Annotated in this window: 12 protein-coding genes and 1 riboswitch; all 12 genes read left to right on the top strand. The window is 37.5% G+C overall.

Annotated features, from left to right (window positions below; translation table 11 throughout):
• Positions 1–69 precede the first annotated feature (69 nt).
• The 12 genes from BW936_RS14820 to BW936_RS14765 all read left to right on the top strand — a co-directional run bounded on the left by BW936_RS14820 (position 70) and on the right by BW936_RS14765 (position 14,599).
• The gene (locus BW936_RS14820; protein ID WP_076549549.1) at positions 70–333 is read left to right on the top strand and encodes a DUF2061 domain-containing protein; all 264 of its coding nucleotides are present in this window, start codon (positions 70–72) and stop codon (positions 331–333) included.
• A gap of 14 nt (positions 334–347) precedes the next feature.
• A complete protein-coding gene (locus tag BW936_RS14815; RefSeq protein WP_076549547.1) occupies positions 348–971 on the top strand; it encodes a phosphoadenosine phosphosulfate reductase domain-containing protein in 624 nt (207 codons plus the stop codon).
• Between the two features lie 47 nt (positions 972–1,018).
• The gene (gene cysD / locus BW936_RS14810; RefSeq protein WP_076549545.1) at positions 1,019–1,969 is read left to right on the top strand and encodes a sulfate adenylyltransferase subunit CysD; all 951 of its coding nucleotides are present in this window, start codon (positions 1,019–1,021) and stop codon (positions 1,967–1,969) included.
• A 102-nt stretch (positions 1,970–2,071) separates the two neighbouring features.
• The gene (locus tag BW936_RS14805; protein ID WP_076549543.1) at positions 2,072–3,319 is read left to right on the top strand and encodes a sulfate adenylyltransferase subunit 1; all 1,248 of its coding nucleotides are present in this window, start codon (positions 2,072–2,074) and stop codon (positions 3,317–3,319) included.
• A gap of 145 nt (positions 3,320–3,464) precedes the next feature.
• On the top strand, positions 3,465–5,555 hold the full coding sequence (locus BW936_RS14800) for a HEPN domain-containing protein (protein WP_076549541.1): 2,091 nt from the start codon (positions 3,465–3,467) through the stop codon (positions 5,553–5,555).
• Between the two features lies 1 nt (position 5,556).
• Positions 5,557–6,405 carry a uroporphyrinogen-III C-methyltransferase gene (gene cobA, locus BW936_RS14795; RefSeq protein ID WP_084182100.1) on the top strand — a complete coding sequence of 283 codons (849 nt, stop codon included), beginning with the start codon at positions 5,557–5,559 and terminating at the stop codon, positions 6,403–6,405.
• A gap of 123 nt (positions 6,406–6,528) precedes the next feature.
• Positions 6,529–7,590, top strand: a complete 1,062-nt coding sequence (locus tag BW936_RS14790) for an NAD(P)/FAD-dependent oxidoreductase (protein ID WP_076549539.1) — start codon at positions 6,529–6,531, stop codon at positions 7,588–7,590.
• A gap of 156 nt (positions 7,591–7,746) precedes the next feature.
• Positions 7,747–7,861, top strand: a riboswitch (SAM riboswitch).
• Between the two features lie 114 nt (positions 7,862–7,975).
• Positions 7,976–8,965, top strand: a complete 990-nt coding sequence (locus BW936_RS14785) for a homocysteine S-methyltransferase family protein (RefSeq protein ID WP_076549537.1) — start codon at positions 7,976–7,978, stop codon at positions 8,963–8,965.
• A gap of 46 nt (positions 8,966–9,011) precedes the next feature.
• Positions 9,012–9,365, top strand: coding sequence for a four helix bundle protein (locus tag BW936_RS14780; RefSeq protein WP_076549535.1), 354 nt, complete (start codon positions 9,012–9,014; stop codon positions 9,363–9,365).
• A gap of 10 nt (positions 9,366–9,375) precedes the next feature.
• A complete protein-coding gene (metH, locus tag BW936_RS14775; RefSeq protein ID WP_076549532.1) occupies positions 9,376–12,147 on the top strand; it encodes a methionine synthase in 2,772 nt (923 codons plus the stop codon).
• Between the two features lie 173 nt (positions 12,148–12,320).
• On the top strand, positions 12,321–13,274 hold the full coding sequence (metF, locus tag BW936_RS14770; protein ID WP_076549530.1) for a methylenetetrahydrofolate reductase [NAD(P)H]: 954 nt from the start codon (positions 12,321–12,323) through the stop codon (positions 13,272–13,274).
• A 227-nt stretch (positions 13,275–13,501) separates the two neighbouring features.
• Positions 13,502–14,599 (top strand): acyloxyacyl hydrolase, encoded by a 1,098-nt coding sequence (locus tag BW936_RS14765; RefSeq protein ID WP_076549529.1) that lies wholly within the window; start codon positions 13,502–13,504, stop codon positions 14,597–14,599.
• Positions 14,600–14,634 lie beyond the last annotated feature (35 nt).

Here is a 14,634-nt window from a genome sequence, read left to right as displayed (position 1 = left end):
TACTTAAAAAAATAATACTATTTTTGAAAACTCTATTAATTTAGTAGGGTAATAAAAATTGAGTAAAAGATGATTGCGGATCAACTTATTTTAAATAAAAAAGAGTCAAAAACGACCTATAAAAAGGATAAGACGTCAGAGAAACCCTTACGTAGTATAGCAAAAGCTTTTAGCTGGAGAATTATTGGTACGTTAGACACTTTGGTTATTTCATATTTACTTACGGGTAAGATGTCTCTTGCAGCTTCAATAGCATCTATAGATTTTGTAACAAAAATGATTTTGTATTTTTTTCACGAACGTTTTTGGAATTTAATTAAGTGGGGTAAATAATAAAGAAAAGGATTATGGCATTGACAGAAGAACAAGTTCAGAAATTGAACATTCAGTTTAAAGGTATTCCTCCAGAAGAAATTATTTCTTGGGCAGTAAAACATGCACAGATTCCGGTGGTAACTACAAATTTCAGACCTTATGAAGTGGCCATTCTACATGCTGTTTCTGGAGTGCGAAAAGATATTCCTGTAGTGTGGTGTGATACTGGGTATAACACACCAAAGACCTATAAACATGCAGAAGAGTTGACTGATAGATTGAGTTTGAACATTAAGTTATATGTTCCAAAACAAACTACTGCACATAGAGATGCCATAATGGGTATACCTCAAATAGATGATCCTAGGCATGCTAAGTTTACGGAACAAGTAAAATTGGAACCTTTTAAAAGAGCCATGGCAGATTTTAAGCCAGATGTTTGGTTTACGAATTTGAGAAAAGGACAAACAGCTTTAAGAGATAGTTTGGATATCTTAAGCTTAAGCAAAGATGGTGTGTTAAAAGTGAGTCCGTTTTACCACTGGAACGATACACAGCTAGATGCCTATTTAAAAAAATATAATCTACCGAACGAGCATAACTATTTTGATCCTACAAAAGTGTTGGAGAACAGAGAATGCGGTTTGCATAGTTGATCTGTGGTCGAAGAAAAGAATAAGATAATTTATCTAAGAAATATAGAATGAGTAATACAAGTACGGAATTGGAAGTAACACTTTCTCAAGAACTTTTAAAAGATACCGCCCATATAAATGCCCTTGAAAACGAGGCTATCTATATCATAAGGGAAGTTGCTGCTCAGTTTGAGAAGCCGGTACTTTTGTTTTCAGGAGGAAAAGATTCAATTACATTGGTTCGGTTGGCTCAAAAAGCATTTTGGCCTTCTAAAATTCCTTTTCCTTTAATGCATATAGATACAGGTCATAACTTTCCTGAAACGATCGAATTTAGAGATAGATTGGTAGAAGAGTTAGGGTTGGAACTCATTGTTCGTAATGTGCAAGATTCAATTGATCAAGGTAAAGTAAAAGAGGAATCAGGTAGATATTCCAGTAGAAATAGCCTTCAGACAACAACATTATTAGATGCCATCGAAGAATTTAAGTTCGATGCTTGTATCGGTGGTGCACGTAGAGATGAAGAAAAGGCACGTGCTAAAGAACGTATTTTTTCTGTTCGTGATGATTTCGGTCAATGGGATGAGCGTAACCAGCGCCCAGAGTTGTTCGATATGTTGAACGGGCAAATAGAATTGGGTCAGAATGTAAGAGTCTTCCCAATATCCAATTGGACAGAATTAGACGTGTGGTCTTATATCAAAGAAGAGCAAATTGAAATTCCGTCGATTTACTTTGCGCACAAGCGTAAGACGTTCTTAAGAGATGGTATGATATGGTCTGCGGAAGACGGTATCGTATTTAGGGAAGAAGATGAGGTAGTAGAAGAAAGATTGGTCCGTTTTCGTACAGTGGGCGATATGTCCTGTACGGCAGCAGTACTTTCAGATGCGGAATCCATTGACAAAGTAGTAGAAGAAATTAGGGATTCATCCATTTCAGAGCGTGGCGCACGTATAGATGACAAGCGTTCAGAAGCAGCAATGGAGAAAAGAAAACAACAAGGGTACTTCTAGAAAACAGTATTCGGTCGCAGTAGGCAGTTAAATGATTAGCCGCTAGCAATAACAATAATATTAAAAGCCAATAGCATATAGCGAAGGGCTAATAGCTTTAAAATGGAAGTACTAAAAATAGCAACAGCGGGTAGTGTAGATGATGGTAAAAGTACCTTGATAGGAAGAATGCTTTACGATACAAAATCTTTGACCAGTGATAAGTTAGAAGCAATAGAAAAGACCAGTAAGCAAAAGGGATACGATTATTTAGATTTTTCTTTGGCAACAGATGGTTTGGTAGCAGAGCGTGAGCAAGGTATTACCATAGATGTGGCTCATATCTATTTTTCTACGGCAAAGAAAAGTTACATTATAGCAGATACCCCGGGTCACGTAGAATATACCCGTAACATGGTTACAGGTGCATCTACATCTCAAGCGGCAATTATATTGATAGATGCACGTAAAGGTGTAATCGAGCAAACAAACAGACACTTTTTTATTAATAATCTATTGCGCATCAAAGATGTGGTAGTGGCTATTAATAAGATGGACTTGGTAGATTATTCCGAGGAAAAATACAATGCTATAAAAGCTGATTTTGAAGCATTGATGGCAAAAAGGGATTATCAAGATCAGAAAATAACTTTTATTCCGGTTAGTGCCTTAAAAGGGGATAACGTAGTAAATTTATCTGAAAAGACACCTTGGTATAAAGGACAATCTTTGCTAGAGCATTTTGAGGCTTTGGATAGAAAAGATATTTTCAATGCAGGTACGCCACGTTTTCCGGTGCAATATGTTATCCGCCCAAAGACAGATGAGCATCATGATTTTAGAGGATTTGCTGGTAAAGTGTACGGCGGTGAGTTAAGTGTAGGTGATGAGGTAGTAGCGCTTCCATCGCAGACGCGTTCAAAAATAAAGGATATTTATTTCCACGATAAAAAATACAAAACAGCATCAAGACGTTCTTCGGTTACGATTACGTTAGACGATGAAATTAATTTAAGTCGTGGTGACATGTTAGTGAAGGCTAATGATTTACCAACGGTTGATAAGCAATTTACTGCTACAATCTCTTGGATGGATTCATTGCCGTTAGCTGCAGGGAATAAATATATCGTACAACACGGAGTCAACAAGGTATTGGCAAAGGTAGAACAAGTACATCATAAGATAGCTCCAGATTATTCAGGTATTGATTCAGAAACAGATGCATTGGGTATGAATGATATTGCCCAGGTTAGTTTCCGTTTAAATAAACCAATTTTCTTTGATCAGTTTAAAAATCATAGAACAAACGGTTCTTTTATATTGATCGATACGAAATCAAATAGTACCGTAGGGGCTGGTTTTATACAGTAAATAAATCCCCAACATCCTAAAAAGAGGGAGGTTGGGGATTAAGTGTTGCTTTTAAATCTATATATCCTATAGGGTAGATAGAATAATGTTAATTAAAAATGACCTTTAAAAAGCTCCTCCCTTTAGTGGAGGTCGGGTGGGGATTATGCAAAGTTTTAGAACAGAAATAGAGAATCAAGTAGTTGCTAAAGATATTTTAGAACTGGAACGTAAGATTCATGAGTTCCATGGCGGCAAATTAGATGAGGAGAAATTTAGAAGTCTTCGTTTGGCTCGTGGTGTATACGGTCAGCGTCAAGAAGGCGTTCAAATGATCCGTATTAAATTGCCTTATGGTAAGGTGACTTCTCAGCAATTGCTGCGTATTTGCGATGTGTCCGATGAGTATTCTACAGGTAGATTGCATATTACTACACGTCAAGATATTCAGATCCATTATGTGGATTTGAATAGGACTCCCCAGTTATGGTCAGAATTAGAAAAAGATGATATTACGTTAAGGGAAGCTTGTGGTAACACAGTACGAAATGTAACGGCAAGTGAAACTGCCGGTATAGATGTAGAAGAACCTTTTGATGTTTCGCCTTATGCCCATGCATTGTTTCAATACTTTTTAAGAAACCCTGTGTCTCAAGAAATGGGTCGTAAGTTTAAAGTTTCTTTCTCGGCGAGTGATGCGGATACCGGTTTATCATACATGCACGATTTGGGTTTTATCGCTAAAATCGAAAATGGAGAAGTAGGTTTTAAAGTGATGTTAGGTGGCGGATTAGGTTCTCAGCCAAGACATGCAGATGAATTATATAGTTTCTTGCCTGCAGATCAAATTATTCCGTTAATGGAAACCGTAATACGTGTTTTTGATCGCTACGGTGAACGTAAGAGTAGAGCAAAGGCAAGAATGAAATTCTTGTTAAAAGATTTAGGTTTGGACGGATTCAAAGAATTATTGGCTGCTGAGAAAACGGCTGTGCCTTTTGATACGTTTCCTATTGATCCAGAAGACTATCCAAAAACAAAAGTATCGGATTTAAAAGTTCCTGCAGTTGATATAGCAGATTCAATAGAATTTGAGCAGTGGAAATCTACAAATGTAGTTCCGCAGAAACAACCAGGCTATGTGGCTTTGGGTATTAAAGTGTTGCTGGGGGATTTCTATACGGATAAAGCACGTTTGTTAGCGAATTTGGTACAGAAATATGCAGCGGGTGAATTAAGATTATCATTGCGTCAAAACATATTAATTCCGTTTGTAAAAGAAGAAAACGTTGCCTTTTTCTATACGGAATTAAAGAAATTAGGTTTTGCGGAAGCAGGTTACAACAAAGCGCTAGATATTACAGCTTGCCCAGGTACAGATACCTGTAACTTGGGTATTGCAAGTAGTACAGGTATAGCGGAGGAATTAGAAAGAGTAATAAAAACAGAATATCCTGATTATATCAATAATGAAGATGTTGTAATAAAAATCAGTGGTTGTATGAACGCATGTGGACAGCACAATATGGCAAATATTGGTTTCCAGGGAATGTCGGTTCGTACAAAAGATAAATTAGTTGCGCCGGCATTACAGGTATTGCTAGGTGGTAGCACAGATGGTAACGGTCAAGGTCGTTTTGCGGATAAAGTAGTAAAAGTGCCCAGTAAAAGAGGTCCAGAAGCATTGCGTTTGATCTTAAATGATTTTGATGCGAATGGTGGCGATTTATCATTTCCGGATTACTACGCTGAAAAAGGGCAAATGTATTTCTACGATTTTCTAACACCACTTTCATCTGTAGATGATTTAACACCAGAAGATTTCATTGACTGGGGAAATACGGAACGTTATGAGAAAGCAATTGGTGTAGGTGAGTGTGCGGGTGTGGTTATCGATTTGATTGCAACCCTTCTTTTTGAGAGTGAAGAGAAAATACAGAACGCACAAGACATGTTCCATGCAGAGAAATGGTCTGCAAGTATCTATCACGCATATGCTTCCATGGTAAATTCTGCGAAAGCAATGTTGACCTCAGAGAACACTAAGGTGAATACCCATGCCAGTATTATTAAGGATTTTGATGAGAAATTTGTAACAGGCGGAAGAATACAAGTTGCAGGCGGATTCGAAAAACTGGTACTACAATTAAATCAGAACGAACCAACAAAAGAATTTGCCCAGTCATATATCAAAGATGCCAAAGTATTCTTAGAGACAGTTGCAAAGTTTAGAGAACAAGAATTAGCAGAAGCATAACATGCATACTAATAATCTATCCAATCAAAAAACAATCAATTCAATAGTTGATACTCCCACGCAAAGTCAAGGGAGGTTGACTGTTGTGGGAGCGGGACCTGGTGATATAGATCTCATCACTTTAAAAGCAATCAAAACGCTAGAAAATGCAGATGTTGTTTTATATGATGCTTTGGTTAACGAAGAGTTGCTAAAGTACGCTGATAATGCTGAATTGATTTTTGTAGGTAAGCGTAAAGGATGCTATGCATATCAACAAGAGCAAATAAATGAGCTAATTGTTAGTAAAGCAAAATCTGACGGGCACGTGGTACGATTAAAAGGCGGTGATCCGTTTGTATTTGGTCGTGGTTCAGAAGAAATGGAATACGCAGCGTCACATGGTTTAGAAGTGGCAATGGTACCAGGTATTTCTTCAAGTTTAAGTGTGCCGGCATATCAAAACATACCCGTAACCAAAAGAGGTTCATCAGAAAGTTTTTGGGTAATTACAGGAACTACAAAAGAGCATAAATTATCTACCGATGTTGCTTTAGCTGCAAAAAGTAGTGCAACAGTGGTCATATTGATGGGGATGTCTAAACTGCCACAAATTGTAGCGTTATTCAAGACTGAAGGTAAATCGCATATGCCAATCGCTATAATTCAAAACGGGACCCGTAAGAATGAAAAAGTAGGCATTGCGACTATCGATACAATAGTAGATGTAGTGGAGAAAGAAAATCTTGCTAATCCTGCAATCATTATCATTGGCGAAGTAGTAAAGCATCGCGAAGCATTAGAAGCAGCTAAAAATCAGTATTCACAAGAGAATGCTCGGTTTAGCGAAGTAGAAATAAGTTTAGGGTAAATAGTACAAAGTACTAAGTAAAGAGTAGATAGATTAAGAGAAATTAAAGAAGTTAAAAAGTGATGTATAGTACAATGGTAACTTTGTGTTTAGTACTTATTACTTTTTAGTAAAAAGAAAATTATGATTAAAACAGATATGCTCATCATAGGAGCGGGACCAACCGGATTATTTACGGTGTTTGAAGCAGGATTATTAAAGTTAAAAACGCATTTAATAGACGCATTGCCACAACCAGGCGGTCAATGTTCAGAGATATATCCTAAAAAACCTATTTACGATATCCCTGCATTTCCAGAAATTTTGGCAGGTACTTTGGTAGATAATTTAATGGAGCAAATTAAGCCTTTCGAACCAGGCTTCACTTTGGGAGAAAGAGCTGAAACTTTAGATAAATTAGAAGATGGTTCATTTGTTGTAACGACAAATAAAGGAACACAACATAATGCTCCTGTAGTGGTAATTGCAGGAGGTCTGGGTTCGTTTGAACCACGAAAACCACCTATATCAAATATTGTAAATTTTGAAGATACCGGTGTTTCTTATATGATTAAAGACCCAGAAGTATATCGTGACAAAAAAGTGGTGATTGCCGGTGGTGGAGATTCAGCTTTAGACTGGGCTATATTCTTAACCGACGTAGCTTCAGAAGTAACTTTGGTACACAGAAGAGATGAGTTTAGGGGAGCTTTAGATTCTGTTGAGAAAGCATCTGAGCTGGCGAAATTGGGTAAAATCAAGCTGATTACCAAAGCTGAGGTAAAAGAGCTACACGGTGAAAATGAACTTAAAGCAGTGGTTATTAAGCACACCGACAAAGAAAAAGAAGACACCTATTTAGAAGTAGATAATTTTATTCCGTTATTCGGTCTTTCACCAAAATTAGGACCTATAGGTGATTGGGGCTTAGAGATTCAGAAGAATGCCATTAAGGTAAATAACGCAAAAGATTACCAGACCAACATACCGGGCGTATACGCTATTGGTGATGTTAATACCTATGAGGGCAAGTTGAAATTAATACTTTCAGGTTTCCATGAAGCAGCGGTAATGTGTCAATATGCATACCAACAAATCAACCCGGGTAAGCGTTATGTTATGAAATACACCACTGTAGGGGGAGTAGAAGGGTTTGATGGTTCTAAGAAAGAAGCCAAAAAAGAAGTAGTACAAAGTATCGCATAAAGTTATAATTTGGTCCGTAAAACCTCTAGGTTGTTTATGATTCTAGAGGTTTTTTATTACAATTTTCTAAAACTATGTTGGGTAAAAAACCTATTAAAGTTTTGGATTAGAGTATATTGTGCCGTTACTTTGCAAATAGTTCATAAATAGATTGAAACGTTATCAAGAAAGGTGGAGGGACTAGACCCATTGAAACCTTGGCAACCCTTTCCGTTATGGAAAAGAAGGTGCTACATTCTATCTTTGTTCTGCGTACTTGTGCAGAAAGTGCTTTTCTATATAGCATTTTAAAGACAGATAACTTAAGAAAAGGCATCTAGCCGAACTTTCCTTACTTGATTTCGTATTAGTTTTTTATTGAACGTATAAAATTTTGCTACGTAAAATGAAGGATATAAAGGAAATATTAAAAGAGCGAATTCTCATATTAGATGGTGCTATGGGTACCATGCTACAACGCTATAAATTTACTGAGGAAGATTTTAGGGGAGAACGTTTTAAAGATTGGGAGCACCCATTACAGGGTAATAATGATTTATTATCATTAACACAACCAGAAGCAATTGCTGAGGTACACCGTAAATATTTTGAGGCGGGGGCAGATATCGTAGAAACCAATACATTTTCTGGTACCACGATAGCTATGGCAGATTATTACATGGAAGATTTAGTGTATGAGTTGAATTATGAATCTGCGCGTATTGCTAAAATGGTAGCTGATGAATTCACCAAGAAAGAGCCAAGCAAACCAAGGTTTGTTGCGGGTAGTATAGGGCCTACAAACAAAACGGCGAGTATGTCGCCAGATGTAAACGACCCCGGTTTTCGTGCTATTTCTTTTGATGAACTACGTATTGCGTACAAGCAACAAGTAGAAGCTTTGTTAGATGGTGGGTCTGATATTTTATTGGTAGAAACCATTTTTGATACCTTGAATGCAAAAGCGGCATTGTTTGCAATAGAAGAAGTAAAAGAAGAACGTAGTATAGATGTGCCGATCATGGTGAGCGGTACCATTACAGATGCTTCGGGTAGAACATTGTCCGGACAAACCGCAGAAGCATTTCTAATATCCATTTCTCATATTCCTATTTTATCGGTTGGGTTTAATTGCGCATTAGGGGCAGATCAGTTAGTACCTCATTTAGAGGTCTTGTCGGTCAAAAGTGAGCATGCGGTGTCTGCACACCCCAATGCAGGTTTGCCAAACGCCTTTGGAGAATATGACGAGACTCCGGCGCAAATGGCGGAACAAATAAAAGAATATGCAGAGAAAAGACTAGTAAATATAGTAGGTGGCTGTTGTGGAACCACTCCTGAACATATTACGGCGATAGCTGAGGTAGTGGAAAATTTCGCTCCGCGTCAATTTTAGTTGTCGGTTGTCGGTTGTTAGTTGTTGGATAAAAAATAGTAATACTATGAAAGTCTATACAGAATTGGATGTTTGGAGGGAGTCAAGAATTCTTGTGAAGGATATTTATACTATGACCAAGTCGTTTCCAAAAGAAGAGACTTATGGACTTACTAATCAACTTAGACGATGTGCTGTATCTATTCCTTCTAACATAGCAGAAGGATGCGGAAGAAGGACAGCTGCTGACACGATACAGTTTTTACATATTTCAAGAGGTTCGTTGTATGAGTTGGAAACTCAAATTTATATAGCCCTTGATTTGAATTATATTGAGAATGATGATTTTGAAGCTATTAATAAGAGAATTATTAGCTGTAAGAAATTGATAAATGGATTTATCAATTATTTTAAAAAGTGATATAGATTAGATGAACAATAGGTCTGAAATACCAATAACCAACAACCGACAACCAACAACCAGATATCTACGGTTGAGCGGCTTAGAACCCCTAATCGTAACCCCCGAAACCAACTTCATAAACGTTGGTGAACGTACAAACGTAGCTGGTTCTAAAAAGTTTCTACGTCTTGTAAAAGAAGAGAAGTTTGAAGAGGCATTGGCGGTTGCTAGAGAGCAGGTAGAGAATGGGGCCCAGGTCATTGATATTAACATGGATGATGGTTTGATCGATGGTAAGGAAGCCATGGTCAAATTTTTGAATCTTGTTATCTCTGAGCCAGATATTTCTCGTGTGCCCATCATGATCGATAGTTCTAAATGGGAAATCATAGAGGCAGGCCTACAGGTTGTTCAAGGTAAATGTGTGGTAAATTCCATCAGTTTAAAAGAAGGTGAAGAGCAATTTTTACATCATGCAAAGTTGATAAAACGTTATGGAGCAGCCGTAATTGTTATGGCGTTCGATGAGGTAGGGCAGGCAGATAATTATGAACGCCGTATAGAAATCGCCAAACGTTCTTATGACGTTTTGGTAAACAAAGTAAATTTTGCTCCGGAAGATATTATTTTCGATTTAAATATTTTTCCGGTCGCTACAGGTATGGATGAGCATAAGCTTAATGCCATAGATTTTATAGAAGCAACAAGGTGGGTGCGTAAAAATCTACCACATGCAAGTGTTAGTGGTGGTGTAAGTAATGTGTCATTTTCGTTTAGGGGAAATAATCCTGTGCGTGAAGCAATGCATTCCGTATTCTTGTACCATGCTATAAAAGCAGGTATGAATATGGGAATCGTGAACCCAAGCATGCTAGAAGTTTATGATGATATTCCAAAAGATTTACTGGAGCGTGTAGAAGATGTTATTCTGAATAGAAGAGATGATGCTACAGAGCGTTTGCTTGACTTTGCAGATTCTGTTGTTGGAAAAACAAAGGAAAGTAAGATTGATTTGTCTTGGCGAGAAGAGCCGTTGCAGGATAGAATTACGCGTGCCTTGGTCAAAGGAATTGACCAATATATACTTGAAGATGTAGAAGAAGCCAGGTTGGCTTCAGATAAGCCTATTGAAGTCATTGAAGAGAACTTAATGACCGGTATGAATGTGGTTGGAGATTTATTCGGAAGTGGAAAAATGTTTTTACCACAAGTTGTAAAATCTGCCCGAGTAATGAAAAAGGCGGTAGCTTACTTATTACCATTTATAGAAGAAGAAAAACTATTGAACCCGCAGGACAATGATGAAAAGGGTGTTGGTAAAATATTAATGGCAACGGTAAAAGGAGACGTTCATGATATTGGTAAAAATATTGTGAGTGTAGTACTGGCTTGCAACAATTATGAGATAGTTGATTTAGGGGTTATGGTAGCGCCAGAAAAAATCATAGCATCCGCTATTGAGCATAATGTGGATATTATAGGACTTAGCGGATTGATTACGCCATCATTAGATGAGATGGTGCATTTGGCAAAGGAAATGGAACGTAAAGATTTTAAGATTCCTTTGTTGATAGGTGGTGCTACAACTAGTAAGGCGCATACGGCGGTTAAGATAGACCCACAGTACAAAGAAGCTGTTGTGCATGTAAATGATGCCTCTAGAGCAGTTACCGTTGTGGGAGATTTATTGCAGAAGGAAACCGCTGTTGGCTACAAGAAAAGCATTAAAGATGATTACGATGTTTTTCGTGGAAAGTTTTTAAATCGCTCTTCAAGCAAAACATACAAATCTATTGCAGCGGCACGGAGGAATAAGTTTAAGATCGATTGGAATGCATCTGAAATTGTAAAACCAAACAAATTGGGTGTTCAAGTTATTGAAGATTTAGATTTAAATCTACTGATACCGTACATTGACTGGACACCGTTTTTTAGAAGTTGGGAATTGCATGGTAAGTATCCGGCAATTTTGACCGATGATGTTGTTGGTGAACAAGCCACAGATCTTTTTGTTGATGCCCAGGAAATGCTAAATAAGATCATTTCTGAGAAGAAATTAAAAGCAAAAGGTATTTTCGGTTTATTCCCGGCAAACGCTGTTAATGATGATGATATTTTAGTTCATACAAGCTTAAATTTAGATGAGAATACCGGGTCGCTTAGCGGAGCCGATGCGAAGAAAAATTATACTTTTAGAACCCTACGTCAACAATTAGAACGTAGAGAAGGCGTTGCCGATTATGCTTTGTCAGATTTTATAGCACCCAAAGAGTCCGGGAAACAAGATTATATAGGTTGTTTCTGTGTGTCTACAGGTTTTGGGACTGCGGAATTAGCGGCAAAATATGAAGCCGATTTAGATGATTATAATTCCATTATGGTAAAAGCTTTGGCAGATAGGTTGGCAGAAGCTTTTGCGGAATATTTGCATAAGGAAGTCCGTATGAAACATTGGGGTTATGCTGCAAATGAAGATTTGAGCAATGAAGATTTAATTAAAGAATCATACAAAGGTATTCGCCCAGCACCGGGTTACCCTGCGTGTCCGGATCATTTGGAGAAATTGACCATTTGGGAAATTTTAAAAGTGAAGGAGACTATTGGTGTAGAACTGACGGATAGTTTGGCTATGTGGCCGGCAGCATCGGTTAGCGGGTATTATTTTGGGAATCCCGAAGCGCGCTATTTTGGATTGGGTAAAATTAAAGATGACCAGGTGAAAGATTTTGCTGATCGGAAGGATATTTCTTTTGAACTGGCTGAAAAATGGTTAGCGCCCAATATTGTAGAAGCTTCCTAACCCCCAAAGGGGGAATTATGTTCTGGAGGAAAACTATTCGAGAATATTGAAAAGCATAAAATGAAACTAAGAAGTTGAAAAAATATTAATTTGGGTTGCTCAAATTGTTAAATGATTTATAGATAATTAAAAATACCCGAGAAAAAGTTCCCCCTTGGGGGGCTAGGGGGCTTATGAAAGTAACAGACCATATAACCAACGCAAAAGGAAAAACGCTTTTTTCATTTGAAATAGTTCCACCTGTCAAGGGACGCAACATTCAGGAATTGTACAATAATATTGATCCGTTGATGGAATTTAATCCTCCGTTTATTGATGTAACCACATCTCGAGAAGAGACCATTTATATAAAGAAAGAAGGCTTGTTAGACAAAAAGACGACACGTATGCGACCTGGTACTGTTGGTATTTGTGCTTCTATTCAGCATAAGTACAATGTGGATACGGTGCCACATGTTATTTGTGGCGGATTCACCCGTGAAGAAACGGAATACATGTTGGTAGATTGCCATTATCTAGGTATACAAAATGTAATGGCCTTACGTGGCGATGCCCGTAGTGAGCAGAAGTATTTTGAAGCTACGGATGGCGGACATCCTTTTGCAATTGATTTGGTAAAACAAATTCAGAAGCTAAACTGTGGTAAGTATTTGCATGAAACCATAGAAAGTGAACACTGCAGTGATTTCTGTATAGGTGTGGCGGGTTATCCTGAGAAGCACTTAGAATCTCCATCTCTACAATCAGATTTAAAACGATTGAAAGAAAAAGTAGATGCCGGTGCGGATTATGTGGTCACACAAATGTTTTTTGACAATCAGAAGTATTTTGAGTTTGTAGAAGCTGCTAAAAATATTGGAATTACGGTACCAATTATTCCGGGGATAAAACCTATTGCAGTTAAGAGACACATGCAGTTATTACCGCAAGTATTTAGAATAGACTTACCACAAGAATTAATTGAAGCTGTAGATGGTTGTGCTACCAACAAAGATGTGCGTAAAGTAGGTATAGAATGGGCAATTCAACAATCTAAGGAACTGAAAGCCGCCGGGGTACCTGTGTTACATTACTATTCTATGGGTAAATCTGATAATATTAAGGCTATTGCGCAAGCGTTGTTCTAGAATTGGGAAGCTAAATTGTCAGTTCAAGTGTTTTATATCGAAGAGTAACGGAGATGTGAAAATGTACCGAGAATCTTTGGAACATGATAGTTTCTCGATAAAAATTTCTTCGTGCCTCCTAAATTCACTCGATGTGACATCGTTGCCTTAGTAATTAAAGTAATTTGTAAGAAAGAACTTGGTACTTTGTATATGGTACTTCGTACTTATAACTATTTTTGCCCTCAATGAATTTTAAGTTTCTAACCATTGTAATGCTATCGGTAAGTTTCTGTTTTGCGCAAGAAGCTTCTGAGAAAAAAAAGTATACGTTTGATGTTAACCAGTTTTATGGTTCCATCATGTTGCATAATCCAGATATATCACATTTGATTACCTCGCATCCGGGTGGCGTAATTTTAAGCTACAATCGTAAAACGTACGGATCTGAAGCCTGGGAAGAATTATATAACTATCCGGATTTAGGCTATTCTTTTGTTTATCAGAATTCTAATAATAGTACGTTAGGGGATAATTACGGATTATACGCCCACTATAACTTCTATCTATTTAATAGAAATGTACAGCTGCGTGTTGGGCAAGGAGTCTCGTATGCTACCAATCCGTATGACAAGGTAACCAACTTTAGAAATAACGCCTATGGTTCTGATGTGTTGAGTTCTACCTATTTAATGTTCAATTACCACAAGGAGAATATTATAAAAGGATTGGGTTTCAAGGCAGGTATTTCTTTATTACATTATTCAAATGCCAACTTTAGGGCACCAAATACATCTACTAATACGCTAGCTTTTAATGCAGGTGTTATCTATGATCTAGACGGAGGTAAAGAAATAGAATATATACATAGAGATAAGGAAAAAGTGACCGAGCCTTTGCGTTACAACTTTGCTTTAAGAGCAGGTTTGAACGAAAGTGATGTCATTGATTCTGGGCAATATGGCTTTGTCGTTCTTTCTGCATATGCAGATAAAAGGATAGGAAGAAAAAGTGCACTTCAATTAGGGGCAGATGCATATTTTTCTAATTTCTTAAAAGAGTTGATTAGGTACCAAAGTATTGCTTTTCCAGAGAAAGATATTGATTTAGACGATGATCATAAAAGAGTAGGTGTTTTTCTTGGGCATGAGTTGTTCATTAATAAAGTATCCATGATTTCTCAATTTGGATATTATGTGTATTACCCTTTTGATTTTGAAGGGCGCACGTATTTGCGCGTGGGGCTAAAACGTTATTTTGGTGACAAGATGTTTGGGGCAGTTACTTTAAAATCCCATGGAGCAAAAGCAGAAGCGGTAGAATTTGGAATAGGAATAAGGTTGTAGCAATAGGATGTTAGAAAATAAAAAACAGAGGATAA

Origin of the sequence: Maribacter ulvicola (assembly GCF_900155985.1) — a bacterium.
Classification (GTDB): Bacteria; Bacteroidota; Bacteroidia; order Flavobacteriales; family Flavobacteriaceae; genus Maribacter; species Maribacter ulvicola.
Note: the sequence above shows the minus strand (reverse complement) of the source record. Positions and strands in the feature narration are given on the sequence as shown.

What these genes read in the sequence shown, in the direction of transcription:
- BW936_RS14800 (WP_076549541.1), top strand. Translation starts at nt 3,465, where the DNA reads ATGCAAAGTTTTAGAACAGAAATAGAGAATCAAGTAGTTGCTAAAGAT.
- cobA (WP_084182100.1), top strand. Translation starts at nt 5,557, where the DNA reads ATGCATACTAATAATCTATCCAATCAAAAAACAATCAATTCAATAGTT.
- BW936_RS14815 (WP_076549547.1), top strand. Translation starts at nt 348, where the DNA reads ATGGCATTGACAGAAGAACAAGTTCAGAAATTGAACATTCAGTTTAAA.
- metH (WP_076549532.1), top strand. Translation starts at nt 9,376, where the DNA reads ATGAACAATAGGTCTGAAATACCAATAACCAACAACCGACAACCAACA.
- BW936_RS14820 (WP_076549549.1), top strand. Translation starts at nt 70, where the DNA reads ATGATTGCGGATCAACTTATTTTAAATAAAAAAGAGTCAAAAACGACC.
- BW936_RS14805 (WP_076549543.1), top strand. Translation starts at nt 2,072, where the DNA reads ATGGAAGTACTAAAAATAGCAACAGCGGGTAGTGTAGATGATGGTAAA.
- cysD (WP_076549545.1), top strand. Translation starts at nt 1,019, where the DNA reads ATGAGTAATACAAGTACGGAATTGGAAGTAACACTTTCTCAAGAACTT.
- BW936_RS14785 (WP_076549537.1), top strand. Translation starts at nt 7,976, where the DNA reads ATGAAGGATATAAAGGAAATATTAAAAGAGCGAATTCTCATATTAGAT.
- BW936_RS14765 (WP_076549529.1), top strand. Translation starts at nt 13,502, where the DNA reads ATGAATTTTAAGTTTCTAACCATTGTAATGCTATCGGTAAGTTTCTGT.
- BW936_RS14780 (WP_076549535.1), top strand. Translation starts at nt 9,012, where the DNA reads ATGAAAGTCTATACAGAATTGGATGTTTGGAGGGAGTCAAGAATTCTT.
- BW936_RS14790 (WP_076549539.1), top strand. Translation starts at nt 6,529, where the DNA reads ATGATTAAAACAGATATGCTCATCATAGGAGCGGGACCAACCGGATTA.
- metF (WP_076549530.1), top strand. Translation starts at nt 12,321, where the DNA reads ATGAAAGTAACAGACCATATAACCAACGCAAAAGGAAAAACGCTTTTT.